The organism is Archangium gephyra (assembly GCF_049060025.1).
Taxonomy (GTDB): Bacteria; Myxococcota; Myxococcia; order Myxococcales; family Myxococcaceae; genus Archangium; species Archangium gephyra_A.
This window is the reverse complement of sequence record NZ_JBMEQQ010000002.1, coordinates 6,696,619-6,713,367: the sequence shown is the minus strand read 5'-3', so window position 1 is coordinate 6,713,367 and position 16,749 is coordinate 6,696,619. Positions and strand designations below refer to the sequence as shown.

General features: G+C 69.2%; 16 protein-coding genes. 6 read left to right on the top strand and 10 right to left on the bottom strand.

The window, feature by feature from the left end; genetic code table 11:
• Positions 1-50 precede the first annotated feature (50 nt).
• The 9 genes from wzy to ACN28I_RS29040 form a co-directional block, all read right to left on the bottom strand.
• Positions 51-1,583 (bottom strand): exopolysaccharide repeat unit polymerase, encoded by a 1,533-nt coding sequence (gene wzy, locus ACN28I_RS29080; RefSeq protein WP_420945181.1) that lies wholly within the window; start codon positions 1,581-1,583, stop codon positions 51-53.
• A 1-nt stretch (position 1,584) separates the two neighbouring features.
• Positions 1,585-2,775, bottom strand: coding sequence for an exopolysaccharide biosynthesis GT2 family glycosyltransferase EpsU (epsU, locus tag ACN28I_RS29075; RefSeq protein WP_420945180.1), 1,191 nt, complete (start codon positions 2,773-2,775; stop codon positions 1,585-1,587).
• Positions 2,776-2,812: 37 nt separating this feature from the next.
• Complete coding sequence (locus ACN28I_RS29070; RefSeq protein WP_420945179.1) at positions 2,813-4,327, bottom strand: chain-length determining protein; 1,515 nt, start codon at positions 4,325-4,327, stop codon at positions 2,813-2,815.
• 7 nt (positions 4,328-4,334) lie between these two features.
• Complete coding sequence (locus ACN28I_RS29065) at positions 4,335-4,733, bottom strand: response regulator transcription factor (protein ID WP_420945178.1); 399 nt, start codon at positions 4,731-4,733, stop codon at positions 4,335-4,337.
• A 20-nt stretch (positions 4,734-4,753) separates the two neighbouring features.
• Entirely contained in the window at positions 4,754-4,927 is a 174-nt protein-coding gene (locus ACN28I_RS29060) for a hypothetical protein (RefSeq protein ID WP_420945177.1), read from the bottom strand.
• Positions 4,928-4,939: 12 nt separating this feature from the next.
• Positions 4,940-6,160 carry a hypothetical protein gene (locus ACN28I_RS29055; protein WP_420945176.1) on the bottom strand — a complete coding sequence of 407 codons (1,221 nt, stop codon included), beginning with the start codon at positions 6,158-6,160 and terminating at the stop codon, positions 4,940-4,942.
• Positions 6,161-6,164: 4 nt separating this feature from the next.
• A complete protein-coding gene (locus tag ACN28I_RS29050; protein ID WP_420945175.1) occupies positions 6,165-6,809 on the bottom strand; it encodes a polysaccharide biosynthesis/export family protein in 645 nt (214 codons plus the stop codon).
• Positions 6,806-8,416 (bottom strand): flippase, encoded by a 1,611-nt coding sequence (locus tag ACN28I_RS29045; protein ID WP_420945174.1) that lies wholly within the window; start codon positions 8,414-8,416, stop codon positions 6,806-6,808. Before ACN28I_RS29045 ends, ACN28I_RS29050 begins: the two co-directional genes overlap by 4 nt.
• Before the next feature lie 190 nt (positions 8,417-8,606).
• A complete protein-coding gene (locus ACN28I_RS29040; protein WP_420945173.1) occupies positions 8,607-9,149 on the bottom strand; it encodes a sugar transferase in 543 nt (180 codons plus the stop codon).
• 269 nt (positions 9,150-9,418) lie between these two features.
• On the opposite strand from ACN28I_RS29040, the gene ACN28I_RS29035 reads away from it, so the two are divergent.
• From ACN28I_RS29035 to ACN28I_RS29015, 5 genes are all read left to right on the top strand, one after another.
• The gene (locus tag ACN28I_RS29035) at positions 9,419-9,805 is read left to right on the top strand and encodes a hypothetical protein (RefSeq protein WP_420945172.1); all 387 of its coding nucleotides are present in this window, start codon (positions 9,419-9,421) and stop codon (positions 9,803-9,805) included.
• A 12-nt stretch (positions 9,806-9,817) separates the two neighbouring features.
• Positions 9,818-10,192 carry a hypothetical protein gene (locus ACN28I_RS29030; RefSeq protein WP_420945171.1) on the top strand — a complete coding sequence of 125 codons (375 nt, stop codon included), beginning with the start codon at positions 9,818-9,820 and terminating at the stop codon, positions 10,190-10,192.
• Positions 10,193-10,501: 309 nt separating this feature from the next.
• Positions 10,502-11,278, top strand: a complete 777-nt coding sequence (locus tag ACN28I_RS29025) for an HAD family hydrolase (protein WP_420945170.1) — start codon at positions 10,502-10,504, stop codon at positions 11,276-11,278.
• Positions 11,279-11,281: 3 nt separating this feature from the next.
• A complete protein-coding gene (gene otsB, locus ACN28I_RS29020; RefSeq protein WP_420945169.1) occupies positions 11,282-12,103 on the top strand; it encodes a trehalose-phosphatase in 822 nt (273 codons plus the stop codon).
• Complete coding sequence (locus tag ACN28I_RS29015) at positions 12,103-14,556, top strand: glycoside hydrolase family 65 protein (protein ID WP_420945168.1); 2,454 nt, start codon at positions 12,103-12,105, stop codon at positions 14,554-14,556. The genes otsB and ACN28I_RS29015 overlap by 1 nt, the downstream gene beginning before the upstream one ends.
• Before the next feature lie 19 nt (positions 14,557-14,575).
• Here the strand turns inward: ACN28I_RS29015 and ACN28I_RS29010 are convergent, their stop codons facing one another.
• Positions 14,576-15,817, bottom strand: a complete 1,242-nt coding sequence (locus tag ACN28I_RS29010) for a cytochrome P450 (protein WP_420945167.1) — start codon at positions 15,815-15,817, stop codon at positions 14,576-14,578.
• A gap of 346 nt (positions 15,818-16,163) precedes the next feature.
• Between ACN28I_RS29010 and ACN28I_RS29005 the strand changes: the two genes are divergently transcribed.
• A complete protein-coding gene (locus ACN28I_RS29005) occupies positions 16,164-16,688 on the top strand; it encodes a GNAT family N-acetyltransferase (RefSeq protein ID WP_420945166.1) in 525 nt (174 codons plus the stop codon).
• The last annotated feature ends 61 nt before the right edge of the window (positions 16,689-16,749 follow it).

Below are 16,749 nucleotides of genomic sequence, written 5' to 3'. Positions count from 1 at the left end.
TGCCTCCGGACTGTCGTATTTCCTTGGCCTCTTCGGTTTGCGGTGCGGTATCATACCAGATTTCCTACTGGGCTGGCCGTTTTCTCAGGCTCCGAGACTTCGTTTCGTAGAGCCTGGGGTGCCGGCCACGCATTCGTGACAGTTGCGAGCTTGCCGGAGCACGTGGCCGCCATCGCCACCAGCACGGTGCCCAGCCAACTGATGGTCCCCATGTCGCCGAAGCACTGGTTGGTATAGGCGATAATCACCGACATCGCCACCAATCCTCCCGCGCGGGCCACCGGCGCATGCGCCCGGTGGTAGGCCCGAACGGACAGGAACATGGAGATGGAGACCCAGGCCCACAAGCCCGAGAAACCAATAATTCCGCCAAAGGCCAGCATTCCGAGTACGGAATTGTGGGGGTGGTAGAGGTAGTCGGCGAAGGCGTGGGAGATGTCGGGCAGGGCGATCTTCTCGAGGAAGGGGTGGCCCCAGCCGGTGCCCATGAGGGGGCTCTGCTCCCAGGTGTAGACGACGTCGAGGTTCTCGATGTCGCGGTAGTCCATCTGCCCCTTCTGGAGGTTCTCGCCCTCCACCAGGGACTTGAAGACGCCGACGATGCCGAAGATGCCGGTGGGGTTGGACCAGCCGATGGCGAGGTAGAAGGGGAAGAGGGGCGCGAGCACCAGGCCGGCGCGGGTGGCGTAGCGCTTCACCCAGTGCCAGGGGCTGACGACGTACGCGGCGATGAGGGCGAACGTGAAGCTCACGTAGGCCAGGCGCCGGTCGTTGTAGTGCATGCCCATGAGGATGACGGAGCACACGCCCACCATGCGCCAGAAGTGCTTGCGGAGGGGCTCCTCCATCCACGACATGATGACGGTGGTGAGGCCGGCGACGTACAGCACCGTGTCCGAGTGGGTGGTGGCGTACTCGTGGTACAGGCCGCGCGGCCGGGCGATGGTGAGGATGAAGAAGGCGCCGAGGAAGGCCTTGGTGAAGCAGCCCACGATGAGGATGCGGCCGATGGTGCGGAAGTCCTCGGGGCCGCGCAGGGCGACGTTGAAGAGCGCCACCAGCAGGGGCAGCATCAGCATCTGGTGCCACTGCCACTTGGCCACCGTCGAGTTGCCGCCGTTGATGTAGATGCCCCACACCTGCAGCCAGAGGATGGTGGCCGTCTGGGCCATCAGCGCGAGGACGAGCGGCTTGGGCAGGGGCGGCGTGGGCGGGCCGTCGATGGTGATGCCCATGGCGCGCCGGTAGGCATTGAGCCCCAGCAGCCCCACGGTGGCCAGGTCGATGAGGGGCAGGGACATGCCCGGCTTGGTGAAGAGCAGCAGGCCGGGGAAGTAGAGCGGCGACTGCCAGTGGCCCTCGTAGGGCACCTCGGTGACGAGGTCCACCGTGACGGCCATGGCGAAGATGGCGAGCGCCAGCGTGCGGATCTTCTGCTGGCACACCCACCACCCGCCCACGACGAGCACCACCGGCAGCAGCGCGGCGGCCGGAGCCAGGACGAGCAGCCCCAGGGTCGCCAGCCCGAGCAGGGCCAGCGACGCGAGGAAGACGAGGGGGCGGGAGAGGAAATCCTGAATCATCTCAAGGCTTGGGGGCCTCGCGCGTGGTGCGCACCCACTCGCCCTTCTTCTCCTCGGGGCGGCTGAGCATCAGCCACACCTTCCAGGCCACGTAGAAGGGCGCCCAGGCCAGCGCCGACAGGCCCGACAGGCCCATGCCGGACACCCACCAGCCGCGCATCACGTAGAGCACCAGCGACAGCATGCTCGCCGCCGCCGCGTACGCGGACAGCGTCACGTGCCCCTGCCACAGCGACAGCGCGCCCGAGGCCACCGCCACCGCGCCCGCGCCCAGCACCACCCAGCTCAGCGGCGGCACCAAGAGGTCCATGGCCAGGTCCACCAGCACCTTGTCGCCCTTGCGCAGGCCCTCGGCGAGCAGCGGCAGGCCAAACTTGCGCGTCATCGCCATGCGCCCGCCATCCCAGCGGCGGCGCTGCGAGCGCGCGGCCTTCTCGCTCGTCACCATCTCACCGAGCGCCTCGGCCTCCCAGGCGTAGTGCACGCGCTGGCCCGCCTTGCCCAGGCGGATGCCGTACTCCAGGTCTTCCACGATGGAGAAGGCCTCGTGGGGCACCTGGCGGATGATGGCGTGGGTGAAGCACATGCCGTTGCCGCGCAGGCCGCACGAGACGCCCAGCCGCTCGCGGCCCATGGAGCGCACCTTGTGGAAGAGCGCCATGGCCACGGCCATCAGCCGGGTGCGCCAGGAGGCCTGCGGGTTGAGCACGCCGTAGTGCGCCTGCACCGCGTGCGCGCCCGCCTCCAGCCGCAGCCCGAAGGCGTGCAGCAGGTTGGACGTCACCTCCGTGTCCGCGTCCACCACCACCACCGCGTCGGCGAAGCCGTCCGCGAGGCTCCGCTCGAAGGCGTGCTGCAGGGCGTAGCCCTTGCCGCGCAGCTCCTGGTTGTGGCGCACCAGCACCGTGGCGCCGGCCTCGCCCGCCCGGTCCGCCGTGGCGTCCGTGCAGTTGTCCGCCACCACGAGGATGCGCCGCAGCTCCGCCGGGTAGTCCACCCGCGAGAGGTTTGTCACCGTGCGGGCGATGCCCGCCTCCTCGTTGTGGGCGGGGATGATGATGTCGAACTTGAGCCGCGGCGCCACCCGGGGCGGTGCCTCCTTCAGCCCCGACAGGAGCGTGAGCAGCAGGAGGTAGCCCGCGGCGGCGAGCACCGGCAGGGCCAGGAGGACGAGCAGCAAGTCGAGCATCATGGGGGGGTGGACTTCGGGGGGAGGCGGGGGTGCTGGACTAGCGGGAAGAAGAGGAGGACTGGGTCTCGAATTGGGGCGCTTCCAGCTCCGCGAGGACGGGCAGCCCCAGGCCGCGGCGGACCTGCCAGGCCTGCAGGAGCTGGCCGCTGAGCACGTCCCGCGCGAGCGCCGCGAAGACGCCGAGGATGAGGCCCGCGAAGATGCCGCCCAGGGCGATCACCTTCGCGTTGGGCTTCACCGGCGTGCGGGGGAACTCGGCCGGGGTGAGCAGGGTGTAGCGGTACTTGAAGGAGGCCTGGGAGATGTCGCGCTCCAGCTTCGCCCCATCAATCCGCTTGCGGAGCTGCTGCATGACGATGGTGCGCGACTGCAGCTCGTCCAGGGTCACCGCCGCCTTGGGGTTGTCCCGGATGGCCGGGAGGATGCCCATCAGCACGCGCTCCAGGCCGTACGGGTCCGGCATCGGCTCGTCGGGGAAGGGCACGTCACCGCCGCCGAAGCGCGAGTACTCCCGCGTCAGCTCGTTCTCCTCGCTCAGCAGCGTCGTCGTCTGCGGCGAGCCCTGGGCTCGCAGCCCGTTGATGCGCTGTTGAATCTCCACGATGTTGGGGTGGTTCTCCCCGTACAGCTTGCGCTGCGCCACCAGGTCCGCGTTGAGCTCTTCCAGGCGCCGGTTGTGCTTCTCCTCGGAGTCCGAGATGGCGCGCCGCTTGGCGCGGATGAGGAAGCGCAGCTCCGCCAGGTGCTGGTTCGAGTTGAAGCCGCCCACGCGCGGATCTCCCACCGCCCGGCGGCGCTCGACCATGATCTGCGCGAAGACCTTCTCGAACTCGAGATAGGACTTCTTGTAGTTCTCGCTGGCGACCTTCTCGTGCTCCTCGAGGATGGCGAGCGCGTCGGTGATGCTGGCGAGGTCCTCCTTCTGACGGGCCTCGAGGAAGCTCTGCTGCGCGGCCTCCACCAGCTCGTAGGCGAGCTGCGGATCCGGCCAGGTGATGCCGATGGCCACCTTGCCGTCCTCGGTGTTGACGATGAGGGCCTTCTCCAGCATGCCCACCATGGCGTCCAGCTTGATGTCCTCGCTGGGGCGCCCGGACAGCAGGTGCATCACCGTGTCCTTGAAGCGCAGCAGCGGGGCGCGCGTGGCCTCCCAGCGGTCCAGCAGGTTCACCCGCTTGATGAGCGCCACCAGGTTCTCGCGCCGCATCACCGCCTGGGCGGCCGAGCGCGTCACCGAGTCCACCTCGCCGGGCGGGCGCAGCGGATTGGGCGGGTCGGGGTCCAGCGCCGGGATGCGGTCCGGGTTGACCAGCGCGGCGATGGTGGAGGCGCGCTTGGGCAGCAGCGAGGCCTCGGAGTAGTAGCTGCGCGGCAGGAACTTGGCGAGCGCCAGCCCGAGCGACGCCATCACCACGAAGGTGGCCAGCGCCAGCAGCTTGTGGCGCAGCACCGCGTTCTTCACGAAGCCGGCGTAGTCGCGCAGCGCTTCCCAGTCGAAGATCTGGGCCTGCGCGCGCTCCACCTCGGGCAGCTCGTCACGGGACTGGGGCATGGCTTCCCTACGCTTCCTTCCGCGGGCGCGCCGCCATCACCCGCTCCACCTGCAGGCGCAGCTCCTCGGGCGTGAAGGGCTTGATGAGGTAGCCCGTCGCTCCGGCTTCCTCCGCCTGCGCCCGGTCCATCGTCTGCGAGCGCGCTGAAATCATCAGCACCGGCACGTTCTGCAGGGCCGGCGTGGCGCGGATGTGCTCGCACACCTCGTAGCCGGAGATGTCCGGCAACGTCAGGTCCAGGCACACCAGATCCGGACACTGCTCGGCCAGGAGCTCCTTGGCCGCCTGCCCGCTGAAGGCCTCCAGCACGCGCGTGTAGCCGAGGCTCTGCAGCATGTCGCTGAGCATCCTGCGGAACATGGGCGAGTCCTCGACGACGAGGACGGTTGTTCCTTGCTGCTGCATAGAGTCTCTCAGGCCTTTTCTCAGTCTTCCATCTGCGTCCAGACCGACAGGACGAGGAAGGCATAGAGGAAGTTGTACGCCACGAACAGCGCCACCGCCCGTTTCGCGCCACGCACCGCGTTGCGCTCACGCGCCGCCAGGCTCGGCAGGATGAGGACGGCGTACAGCACCGACATCAAGATGAACTTCTTCATGGCCTGGTGCGCCTAAAGCCTACCACGGTCATACCGGACGACCAATCCAACGCTGGTGTACCACTGCACGGCGGGCAGGCTGCCGAGAACCACGTGCTTCGCCCAGGTGTACTGCGCTTTTCCCTGTACGAAGAGATAACGAGAAACCGGGAGGGGCAGCAGCGCCTCGATTTCGGCGCGCGCCTCGGCGTCGTCGTGATGGACGCCCGTCGTGAGGGGGTGGGCATAGCGGAGTTTTCCCAGCACCTTGGCCTCGCGCCGGCCCTTCCATTCCAGGTCGAGTCCCACATCGGCTCGGGGGATGAGCTTGGTGGTGAGGGGATCCATGTAGGGCAGGTAACGCGCGCGCACCTTGGCCTTCACCGGCCAATGGTTGCCAAGGGGAACGGGGGTATTGAGGGTGGTTTCCAGGGTGGGCATGACCAGGTCCTTCGGCAACTCGTCTGGTCGCCGGGCGTGCGCCCGGCCCACCGCGATGCCGGGCTCGACGCTCAAGTCCACCAGGGGGGAGAACTGGTGCTGGAGGCCCGGGGCGAACTGGAGCACCGAGGCATGGTTGCCGGTGGAGAAGGCCACGTCCCGGCCGTACAGCGACAGCGTGAACATGTCGCGGGGCGTGGCGCCATAGTAGGACTGGACGCGCAGCTCGGGGTAGCGCTGCTGGGGGTAGGCCGCGTTGCCTCGGGTGAGGGGACGCGTGGGGCCCTCCAGCAGACCATTGACGACCCAACCGAGCGTACCGGCCACTGACAGGCGCTTGATGCCCAGCGACGTCCAGAAGCCCGCCGCGGTCTCCGTGTAGATGTAGGCGCTGTCGGTGCGCAGCGTCGTGCCCACGGGGGCCGCCGGGAGGCTGCCTCCGCCCACGCCGCCGTAGTTCTCGAAGGGGAAGTTGCCGAAGGTGGTGGTGTGGACGCCGATCAGCGAGAAGTCCCGGCGGATTTTGTAGTCGGCGCGCGAGTAGACGGACTGGAGGATCTCCAGCGAGGGCCGCATGAACGACTGGCGGATGAGGAACTGCGGCTCGTAGACGAACTTGACCTCGAGGCGGTTGGTGTAGAGGACGCCGTCCAGGCGCGGCACGAGCATCAGGTCCGTCACCACCTGGGTGGCGGACGTCTCGGTGAGCAGCGGCGTGCGGATGACGGACTCGACGCGGGCCGAGGCCTTGTATTTGACGGCCGGGGCGGAGGCCACCAGCAGCCAGCCGAGGGCCAGTGCGGGCAGCGCCATGGGGTTACTCCACCACCAGCACGTCGCCCGTCCTCAGACGGAAGGTGGGAGCGGCGCCCTCGTTGCGCGTGAGGGCCTCGTAGGTGAAGCGGATGCGCACCGGCCTGGGGTCGCCGGCCTCCTTGCGCAGCACGTAGATGGCGTCATCGCGCGCGTAGTCGGTGAAGCCGCCGGCCTCGGAGAGCGCCTGCAGCGGGCCGGAGCCCGAGTCGAGCAGCTTCTTGCCCGGGTTGCGCACCTCGCCGAGCACGGCAATCTTGATGGGCTGGGCCTCGTCCACCATGACGGTGACGACGGGGTTGGCCACCAGATCCTTGAGCTTCTGCTCCATGGCGCGGGCGAGCGCGCCGGGCGTCATCCCGGCGGCGTCCACGTCGTTGAGCAGGGGCAGGCTGATGCGGCCATCGTCCCGCACGCGCAGGCGCGAGGAGATGTCGCGCTGGTTCCACACGTTGACGTTGAGGATGTCGCCCTTGCGGATGAGGTAGCCGTCGTCCTGCTGCTGGACCTGGGGCTCGCGGTAGTCGTCCACCCAGACGAAGCGGCCCGGCTTGTAGCAGGCCGACAGCAGCAGGAGCGTGGCCAGCAGGGGCCAGCGGCGGAGGGAGGTGCGGGAGGAGAGGCTCATGGCGGACAGGGAGGGCTTCATGCGGCGCGGACCTCGGAGGAGGGCGCTCCGGAGGGAGGCTGCCCGGCGGCGGCCTGGGGCTTGCGGCGGTTGCGCACCATGCGCACCAGCCCGAGCACCTCGTCCTTGCGCACCGCGCCGGTGAGGAGGATGAGAGACACGTAGAGGAGGCCGTCCACCACCATGCGGGCCAGTCCGCGCCCCAGGTCGCGCGCGTCCAGTCCCGCCTGGCCCAGCAGCAGGTGGGCGGCGGTGACGGCGGCGCACACGCCGAGCGTCTTGCCCAGCACGGCGAGGCTGCGCGCGTCCCAGGCCCGCGAGCCGATGGCGTACAGGAGGACGGCGGTGACGACGATTTCGTAGAGGGCCAGCGAGATGGCGGTGGCGCTCGCGCCGCCGGTGAGGCCCCGCCACTGCATGAAGGGGCCGATGAGCAGCAGGTTGAGCACCAGCTTGAGGCCCACGGCCAGCACGGTGGTGCGCGTCACCGTCCAGGGACGGTTGGCCGCCATGAGCCAGCTCCCGCACACCGTGGCCACGTAGGTGAAGACGAAGATGGGGGCGAGCAGCCGCAGCACCGGGGCGGCCGGCAGGTAGGCCTCGCCGATGAGCAGCCGCACCCATGTCTCGGCGCCCAGCGCCAGCGCGAGCGTCACCGGCACGGACAGGGAGACGATGCCCTCCAGCCCCCGGCGCAGGATGCGGGTGAACTCCTCCTGGGAGCTCGCCGCCGCGCGCGACATCATCGGCAGCAGCACCCAGCCGAGGATGGGCGAGAGCAGCATCGTCATGCCCGCGATGCCCCAGACGGCGCCGTAGTAGCCGACCTCCGTCGTGTTCGCGAGGGTGCCCAGGACGAAGACGTCCAGCGGGCCGTTGCTGGCCAGCGCCGCGTCGTTGAGGAAGAAGGGGAGGGCGGCCAGCAGCGTCGCGGCGGTGGCGCGCAGGTCCACGTGCAGCCGCAGCCCGGCATGCTGGCGCGTGAGGCGGAAGAGGAAGACGGCCTTGAAGAGCTCCGCGGCGATGAAGGGCGCGGCCAGCCACGGCAGGGGCGCGCGCAGCAGCAGCAGCGCGGCCAGTCCGAAGCCCCAGATGCACTTCATGAGGATGTGGGCCACGGACAGGCCATCCACCTTCTCGTGCGCGTGCAGCAGCGCGGCGAGGATGGCGTTGAGGCGGAAGAAGAACTGGTAGACGCCCAGCAGCAGCGCGAGGGCCCTCACCTCGGGAGGCGCCCCCCGCATGTGCATCACCCCGAGCAGGGCGCCCAGCAGCACCACGGCGAGGACGGCCTGCAACAGCAGGGTGCCGCCGAAGAACTCGTTGGCGTGCTCCTTGCGGACGGCCACCTCCTTGCGGATGTAGACGTCCAGGCCGAGCGCGCTGAGGATGAAGAAGGCGGCCGCGGTGCCGGTGGCCCAGTTGTACTGGCCGAAAGTCTCCGGACCCAGCAAGCGCGGCACCAGCACCTGCAGGCCGAACCCGATGACGTACGTCACCAGCAGCGACCCGCCCAGCTTCAGGGCGTTGCGCAGGGGCGTGTGGGTGTCCACCGGTGCGGGCTCGGCCCGCGGGGTGGCCGCCGCGCTCGTCTGGGGCGTTTCGATGACGGGTACCTCGGCAGGCATGGCCGTGCGCAGTGAACGACACAGGTCCAACCCCGTCAAATACACGGCTACATGTCTGTAGGGCGTGCGGCCGGGCTTCTCACCTCGCGAGAAGCGCCCGGGTCCTGCGCAGAAGCTGGGCGGCATGGCGAGCGAGCGCCCGTGGTACGCGAGGCACTTCGCCCGGCCGCTTCGTGCAACGCCCTCCTGACTAGCTCGCGCCGCTGCCGGTGAGCACCACCGGCACCGTCTTGAGAATCAGGTTGATGTCGTTCTTGAGGCTCCAGTGGTCGATGTACTGCATGTCCAGGTACATCCACTCCTCGAACGAAATCTGGTTGCGGCCGGAGACCTGCCAGATGCACGTGAGGCCCGGACGCACCGACAGCCGGCGCCGCTGCCACGCCGCGTACTTCTCCACCTCGCTGGGAATCGGCGGCCGCGGCCCCACCACGCTCATCTCGCCGCGCAGCACGTTGATGAGCTGCGGCAGCTCGTCGATGGAGTACTTGCGGATGAAGCGCCCGATCCCGGTGATGCGCGGGTCGTTCTTCATCTTGAAGACCGGACCCGTCTGCTCGTTCATCGCCTCGAGCTTCGCCTTCAGCTCCTCGGCGTTGATCACCATCGAGCGGAACTTGAGCATGTGGAACGGCTTGCCGTGCAGCCCCACGCGCTTCTGCTTGAAGAAGATGGGCCCCCGGCTGGTGAACTTCACCCCCAGCGCCACCCCGATGAGCAACGGCGAGAGCATCGCCAGCGCCGCCGCCGAGCTGCACGATGTCGAACAGCCGCTTGAGCGCCATCTGGTGCGGCCGGAAGGCGTGCGTCATGAAGTGCAGGTAGCCATCCGAGATCGCATGGTCATCCACCGGCCGCGCCCGGTCGAAGCGCATGTGGTACGCCGGCAGCGCGAACGGAATGCCGAAGTTCTCACACAGCTTCACCGCCGCCTGCATCTCCGTGGAGTGCTTCAGCATGTTGCCGGCGATGTAGACCTCGTCCACCGGCACCGTGCACAGGATGTGCTCCAGGTCCTTCACCGTCCCCAGCACCGGCGCCGGCGGCACCGTCGAGGACGACTCGTTGCTGAAGCTCAAGAAGCCGATGACCTTGCGCCGGTGCTTGGTGTTCAGGTCCTCGCCCGTGAGCCGGCCCATGGCCCCCACGCCCAGGATGAGCACCTCGTCCAGCGGCTGTTCCTGCACCGACAGGTTGCGGAACAGCTTCAGGCGCAACAGCGCCACCGACGGCCACAACAACGGCGGGAACATGCTCAGCGCGACGATCCACGACTCGGTGCCCATCACCAGACGCGTGAGGAAGAGCACCACCGTGACGACCATCACCTGGATGGAGATGAGCGCCAGGTCATCCAGCCGCTCCCGGTCCGCGAAGCGCACGTCGTAGAGGCACAGCGCCGTGCCCACCACCAGCCACGCCACCACGCCCACCCCGAGCAGCACCCATACATCCGTGCGCTCCAGGTGCAGATCGTGCCCCATCATCGTCGTGGAGATGAGCAGCGCCGCCACCACCAACACCACGTCCACCGCCAGGTTCAGCTTGGCCGCGAACCCCGGCGCGAAGCGCGAGGGCGGAGCCTCGGGACGCGTGGGGCTCACCACCGCGAGCTGCTTCTCCGTGGTCTCGAGCGCGCCCAGTCCTGGAACCGGCGTCTGCGCGGGGCTCAGCTCCGGCGGCGGAGTCTCGGCGGGAGCCAACCCATTGGGTGGGGTCTCCGCACCGGCTCGTGGGCTGGTCGAGGGCGGCTCGCTGGAGGTCACTTCAACTTGAGATGCGGGTCGCATGCAGACCTTCCCTGATTCAACACCAACAGCACCGCATGATAGGGGGCCGCGACGTCCTCAAAAAGCCAGGGATCGCCAAGTGTTAAGACGATGTATCCTCTTCGTCGCGCGGCGCGCAGCGTAGAAGGCTGTCCGGAAATCCGTCAACCTTCCCTGGATTTTTGCATTTCGAGTGGTGCTCCCAGTGGACACCGGCTCGCCCCGGAGTCCGGGCACACACCCGCCGTACTTGTAGGGGCATGGGATGTGCACGTCGGGAAAAGGACGTGTTGGGTCCTCCATGGGAGACACCGCGATGACCGCTGCCGAGCCGCCCGTTTCCGCCGCCCCCGTGCTGGCGCGCCGCGACTACGACGCGGCCCTGTTCGATCTGGACGGCGTGGTGACGCGCACGGCGCAGGTGCATGCCGAGGCGTGGACGCGCCTGTTCGACGCGTACCTGGAGGCGCACCGCGGCAGTGGGCCCTTCCAGCCCTTCACGGCGGAGGACTACCAGCGCTACGTGGACGGCAGGCCGCGCCTGGACGGCATCCGCTGCTTCCTTCGGAGCCGGGGCCTCGCCCCGCCCGAGGGCTCCCCGGAGGAGGGCCCGGAGGCGGAGACGGTGTGGGGACTGGGCAAGCGCAAGAATGGCTACTTCCTCCAGGCGCTGGAGCAGCGGGGCGTGGAGGTGTTCGCGGGTGCGGTGGGGCTGCTGGAGCGGCTGAGGGCGGCGGGCTTCCGCACGGCGGTGGTGTCGGCCAGCCGCAATTGCGAGGCGGTGCTGCGGCGGGCCGGGCTGGAGCACCTCTTCGACGCTCGGGTGGACGGGGTGGAGGCAGGGCGGCTCGGGTTGCCGGGCAAGCCCGCTCCGGACACGTTCCTGGAAGCGGCACGGCGATTGGGCGTGACCCCGGAGCGCGCGGTGGTATTGGAAGATGCGCAGGCTGGAGTGCAGGCGGGCAGGCGAGGTCACTTCGGGCTCGTCCTGGGCGTGCGCCGGGCGGGGCCGGAGGGGGCGCTGGAGCGGGCTGGCGCGGACATCGAGGTAGCGCACCTGTCCACCGTGAGGGTGGAGGAAGGAGAGCCCTGAATCATGCGGCCGATGCGGGAGGTGCAGTCGGCGCTGGCGGCGCGGCGGGAGGAGCTGCTGCGGCGGTTGGCGGGCCGTCAGGTGGCCCTCTTCCTGGACTATGACGGCACGCTCTCGCCCATCGTGCCCAACCCGGAGGACGCGCGGCTGTCGGACGCCATGCGCGCCACGCTGGTGTCGCTGGCGCGGCACTACCCGGTGGCCATCGTGAGCGGGAGGGATCTGCCCGTCCTCAAGGGCTTCGTGGGGCTCGAGGGCGTGTACTACGCGGGCAGCCACGGCTTCGAAATCGAGGGGCCGGGCGGGCAGTCCTTCGAGCTGGAGGAAGGCCGGGCGCTGATGCCCGAGTTGGACGCGGTGGAGCGGGAGCTGGCCTCGAAGCTCGCGGACATCCCCGGCACGAGGCTGGAGCGCAAGCGCTTCAGCGTGGCGGTGCACTGGCGGCACGTGGAGGTGGGGCGGGCGCCGGAGGTGGAGCGGGTGGTGGACGCGGTGCTCGCGCGCCATCCGCGGCTGCGCAAGAGCGGGGGCAAGAAGGTGTTCGAGGTGCAGCCGGACATCGACTGGCACAAGGGCCGCGCGGTGCACTGGATGCTGCGCGCCCTGCGGCTGGAGGGCCCGGGCGTGCTGCCGGTGTACGTGGGGGATGACCTCACGGACGAGGATGCTTTCAAGGAGTTGGAAGGACGGGGACTTGGGCTGGTGGTGCGCGGGGAAGTGGAGCGGCCCACGGCGGCCGACTACGCGCTGGCGGACGTGGAAGAGGTGCGCCAACTGCTGGAGCTGCTCATCGCCCGGGCCGGAGGTACCGGAGGGAAGGCGTGATGAATGGAGCGCACTGGCTGTTCACCTATGAGGGCTTCGAGCCGCGCCAGGAGGGGCTGCGCGAGGCGCTGTGCACGCTGGGCAATGGGTACTTCGCCACGCGCGGGGCGGCGCCGGAGTCCGAGGCCGACGAGACGCACTACCCGGGGACGTACCTGGCGGGCGGGTACAACCGGCTGAAGACGGACCTGGCCGGGCGGGTGGTGGAGAACGAGGACCTGGTGAACATGCCCAACTGGTTGCCGCTCACCTTCCGGCTGGAGGGCGGCGACTGGTTCAACCCGCGGGCGGTGCGGCTGCTGGAGTACCGGCAGGTGCTGGACCTGGCGCGGGGGCTGCTCCTGCGGACGATTCGCTTCGAGGACCGGCGGGGGCGGCGCACGCGGGTGGAGCAGCGGCGCTTCGTGCACATGCGCGACAAGCACCTGGCGGGGCAGGAGCTGGTGCTGGTGCCGGAGAACTGGAGCGGCCGGGTGCAGGTGCGCTCGGCGCTGGACGGGCGGGTGGTGAATGGAGGCGTGCCCCGCTACCGGCAGCTCAACTGCAAGCACCTGCGGACGCTGGTGACGGAGGAGGTGGACGCGGAGACGCTGCTGCTGGAGGTGGAGACGGTGCAGTCGCGCGTGGAGGTGGCCGAGGCGGCACGGACGCGGCTGTATGTGGATGGGCTGCCGGTGCGGGCGAAGCGGGGGCTCGCCGTGGAGGAGGGCTACCTCGCGCACGAGCTCACGCTGGAGCTGCGCGAGGGCCGGCGGCTGGCGGTGGAGAAGGTGGTGGCGCTGTACTCATCGAGGGACCACGCGGTGTCCGAGGCGGCCATGGAGGCGCGGCACGCGGTGGAGGTGGCGCCCGCGCGCTTCGACGAGCTGGTGGCCACGCACGCGCGGGCCTGGTCACACCTGTGGCGCCGCAGCGACCTGGACCTGGAGCTGGCCGAGCCGGACCACATCCACACCACCCTGCGGCTGCACATCTTCCATCTGCTGCAGACGGTGTCTCCGCACACCATCGACCAGGACGTGGGGGTGCCGGCGCGCGGCTGGCACGGCGAGGCCTACCGGGGCCACATCTTCTGGGACGAGCTGTTCGTCTTCCCCTTCCTCAACCTGCGGCTGCCGGCCCTGACGCGGGCGCTGTTGCGCTACCGGCACCGGCGGCTGCGGCGGGCGCGCGAGGCGGCGCGGGAGGCGGGCTTCCGCGGGGCGATGTTCCCCTGGCAGAGCGGCAGTGACGGGCGCGAGGAGAGCCAGCGGGTGCACCTCAATCCCCGCTCGGGGCGGTGGGTGCCGGACGTGACGTGGCTGCAGCGGCACATCAACGCGGCCGTCGCCTACAACGTCTGGCAGTACTACCAGGCCACGGCCGACACCGAGTTCCTGTACTACTACGGCGCGGAGATGCTGCTGGAGCTGGCGCGCTTCTGGGCGAGCCTGGCCCGGTGGAATCCCGAGCTGCGGCGCTACGAGATTCTCGGTGTGATGGGGCCGGACGAGTACCATACGGGCTACCCGGACCGGCCGGAGCCGGGGCTGGACAACAACTCCTACACGAACCTCATGGCGGTGTGGGTGTTGTGCAAGGGATTGGAGGTGCTCCAGTTGCTGCCCGGCGAGCGCCGGGACGAGTTGCTCGAGACGCTGTCCCTGGGCCCGGAGGAGCTGGCGCACTGGGAGGACGTGAGCCGGAAGATGCGGCTGGTGTTCCACGAGGACGGCGTGCTGAGCCAGTTCGAGGGCTACGAGCAGCTCCAGGAGTTCGACTGGGAGTCGTACCGGGCGCGCTACGGGGACATCCAGCGGCTGGACCGGATTCTGGAGGCCGAGGGGGACTCGCCCAACCGCTACAAGCTGTCGAAGCAGGCGGACGTGTTGATGCTGTTCTACCTGTTCTCGGCGGAGGAGCTGAAGGACCTCTTCGAGCGGCTGGGGTACCCGTTCGAGCCGGAGATGATTCCGAGGGCGGTGGACTACTACCTGCAGCGGGCCTCGCATGGCTCGACGCTGAGCGGGGTGGTGCACTCGTGGGTGCTGGCGCGAAGTGATCGCCCCCGCTCGTGGAAGCTGTTCAGCGAGGCGTTGCGGAGCGACATCTCGGACGTGCAGGGCGGGACGACGCCGGAGGGCATCCACCTGGGCGCGATGTCGGGGACGGTGGACCTGATGCAGCGGGCGTACACGGGCATCGAGGTGCGCGGGGACGTGCTGCACTTCAATCCGAACCTGCCCGAGGGGCTGACGCGGCTGAAGTTCTCGCTGCGCTACCGCAAGCACCTGGTGGACGTGGAGATCACCCAGGACAAGCTGGTGCTCAACAGCCGGTGGCCCGCGCCCGCGCCGCTGGAGTTCGCGCTGCGCGGCGTGCGTCACCAACTCCAGTGCTGCGAGACGCGGGAGTTCCCCATCGTGAAACCCCCGATCTCTCCCGTGTCGGACATGCACAGCGCGGGCCCGTGAGCGGATTTGCTACCCCTTCTCACCACCGCACGCACAGCGACTCGAAGCCGCGGAACATCAGCCCGCCACTCTTGATGCGCGGCGGGCTCGTCTCGTCCAGGCGCAGCTCCGGCATCCGGTGGAGCAGCTCCTCGAAGGCGATCTCCAGCTCGCGGCGCGCCAGGCCCGCCCCCAGGCAGTGGTGCGGCCCGAAGCCGAAGCTCATGGACTTCTGCTGGTGCGGATCCCTCGTGATGTCGAAACGGTCCGCGTCCGGGAAGGCCGCCGGATCGTGGTTGGCCGCCGCCAGCCCGAGGAACACGATGTCACCCTTGCGGATGGTCCGGCCGCGCAGCTCGATGTTGTCCACGGCGATGCGGTGGATGAAGGGCACCGGCGGAGCGAAGCGCATCATCTCCTCGATGGCCGATTTGAGCAGGGTGGGGTCCTTGCGCAGCAGCGCGAGCTGGTCCGGATGCGTGAGCAGCTCGTACATGCCGTTGCTGAGCTGGTCCGTGGTGGTGAGGTGTCCGGCCGCGACCAGCAGGCCCGCGTTGGCCACCACCTCCTCCGTCGGCATCCCGCCCTGGTCCTGCACGCGCAGCATGTGGCTGATGAGGTCGTCCCCCGGCGCGCGGCGGCGCTCCTCGACCAGGGCCGTCAGGAACCCGTTGATCTTCGCCTGGCCCTCGTTGGCCTGGCGGGCCGCCTCCATGAGGTTGGTGGCCGCCCCCGTGCTGGTCAGCTTCGTCACCGCCTCGCCCCACTGCTGGAGCCGCTCGCGGTCCTCGGCCGTGATGCCGAGCAGCTCCGCGATGACGAGCGGAGGCATCTGGTAGAAGACCTCGGGCACCAGGTCCACCTGGCGCTGGTGGCGCAGCTTGTCCAACTGCGTCACCAGCGTGCGATGGATGAGGGGCCTCCAGCTATCGAGCACCTGCGGGGCGAAGGCCGCCGCCGTCTGCCGGCGCGGACGCAGGTGGGCCGCTCCGTCCTTGCACGCCATCTGCCGCTTGAAGGTCTCGGTGACCTCGCGGATGGACTCCGGGCTCAGTCCCATCATCTGGAACTGGTGCTCCAGCACCTTGGCCCGGTCCGCGCTCAGCCGCGAGTCTCGCAGGCCGTTCATCACGTCGTCGTGGCGGGTGAGGAACCACGCATGCACCGCCTCCGACCAGTGCACCGGGTCGCTCTCCCTCAACTCCTTGTAGAAGGGGACCGGGTCGAGCAGGTTCTCCGGATCCACTGGATTGAGTTGAAGCTTCCGGGCCGCGCTCGCCATGTGTCCCTCCACTCACCCGCCTCCGAAGTTTCCGTTCTGGCGGGGTGTGCCTGAATCGCACCGTTGTCCTGACTTGATATGCAGATGCCAGGCCAGGGTATCATGCAAGGCTTTGGCCGACACAGCGACGGTGTAAAGCTTTGGATTCCGGTGCTCTTCCCTTGTAGGGCTGGGTATGTCCAGGGGGGCAAATCCGCCCGGCGCCGTCCTCGCGCCCGGGTAGCCGGAGACTCCCCGGGTCACGTGGTACCCAAAAGGTAGGCGGCCGCGAGGGGGATGTCACGGGCAGTGCGCGAGGGAGCCCCGGAGTCCGGGACAGATGGGGCCGTGGTACAGGGGCCCTCGCATGAGCACGGAATTGTTGGAGCGGGTGGTCATCCGCGAGGCCCGGCCCGAGGACGACGCGGCCATCGGCGAGCTGCTGGTGGAGGCGTTCGTGACCCAGTACGCCAAGAAACTACCCGAGGTGGTCTACACGGAGGCGCGCAAGCAGAGCCTCCGGGACACGGCGGGCAAACGCGCGGTGGCGACGGTGCTGGTAGCCGAGTTGGACGGCCGTGTGGTGGGGACGGTGGCGCTGTGGCCGCCGGGCGCACCCGGCTCGGAGGCGTGGCTGCCGGGTGCGGCGGACCTGCGGCACCTGGCCACCGCGGTGGAGCTCCACGGCCAGGGCCTGTCCATCCCGCTGCTGGAGGCGGCCGAGCAACTGGCGCGCGAGTGGCGCGTGCCCGCCCTCTGCCTGCACGTGCGCCGGGGCGCGGCGGGCGTGGCGCGCCTGTATCAGCGCCGGGGTTTCACCCGCGAGCCCTCGGCCGACCTGGACACGCCCACGGTGTACCTCGAGGCCCACGTGCTGCGCTTCCAGGACTGAGGCGAGTGCCCGCTCCCCCTCCCGCTGTGGAGAGCAGGAGGTTCCCCGGAGCGCGTGCCTA

Coding starts and splice junctions, on each gene's coding strand:
- wzy (WP_420945181.1), bottom strand. CDS start 1,583: ATGATTCAGGATTTCCTCTCCCGCCCCCTCGTCTTCCTCGCGTCGCTG.
- epsU (WP_420945180.1), bottom strand. CDS start 2,775: ATGATGCTCGACTTGCTGCTCGTCCTCCTGGCCCTGCCGGTGCTCGCC.
- ACN28I_RS29070 (WP_420945179.1), bottom strand. CDS start 4,327: ATGCCCCAGTCCCGTGACGAGCTGCCCGAGGTGGAGCGCGCGCAGGCC.
- ACN28I_RS29065 (WP_420945178.1), bottom strand. CDS start 4,733: ATGCAGCAGCAAGGAACAACCGTCCTCGTCGTCGAGGACTCGCCCATG.
- ACN28I_RS29060 (WP_420945177.1), bottom strand. CDS start 4,927: ATGAAGAAGTTCATCTTGATGTCGGTGCTGTACGCCGTCCTCATCCTG.
- ACN28I_RS29055 (WP_420945176.1), bottom strand. CDS start 6,160: ATGGCGCTGCCCGCACTGGCCCTCGGCTGGCTGCTGGTGGCCTCCGCC.
- ACN28I_RS29050 (WP_420945175.1), bottom strand. CDS start 6,809: ATGAAGCCCTCCCTGTCCGCCATGAGCCTCTCCTCCCGCACCTCCCTC.
- ACN28I_RS29045 (WP_420945174.1), bottom strand. CDS start 8,416: ATGCCTGCCGAGGTACCCGTCATCGAAACGCCCCAGACGAGCGCGGCG.
- ACN28I_RS29040 (WP_420945173.1), bottom strand. CDS start 9,149: ATGCTCTCGCCGTTGCTCATCGGGGTGGCGCTGGGGGTGAAGTTCACC.
- ACN28I_RS29035 (WP_420945172.1), top strand. CDS start 9,419: ATGTGCTCCAGGTCCTTCACCGTCCCCAGCACCGGCGCCGGCGGCACC.
- ACN28I_RS29025 (WP_420945170.1), top strand. CDS start 10,502: ATGACCGCTGCCGAGCCGCCCGTTTCCGCCGCCCCCGTGCTGGCGCGC.
- otsB (WP_420945169.1), top strand. CDS start 11,282: ATGCGGCCGATGCGGGAGGTGCAGTCGGCGCTGGCGGCGCGGCGGGAG.
- ACN28I_RS29015 (WP_420945168.1), top strand. CDS start 12,103: ATGAATGGAGCGCACTGGCTGTTCACCTATGAGGGCTTCGAGCCGCGC.
- ACN28I_RS29010 (WP_420945167.1), bottom strand. CDS start 15,817: ATGGCGAGCGCGGCCCGGAAGCTTCAACTCAATCCAGTGGATCCGGAG.
- ACN28I_RS29005 (WP_420945166.1), top strand. CDS start 16,164: ATGAGCACGGAATTGTTGGAGCGGGTGGTCATCCGCGAGGCCCGGCCC.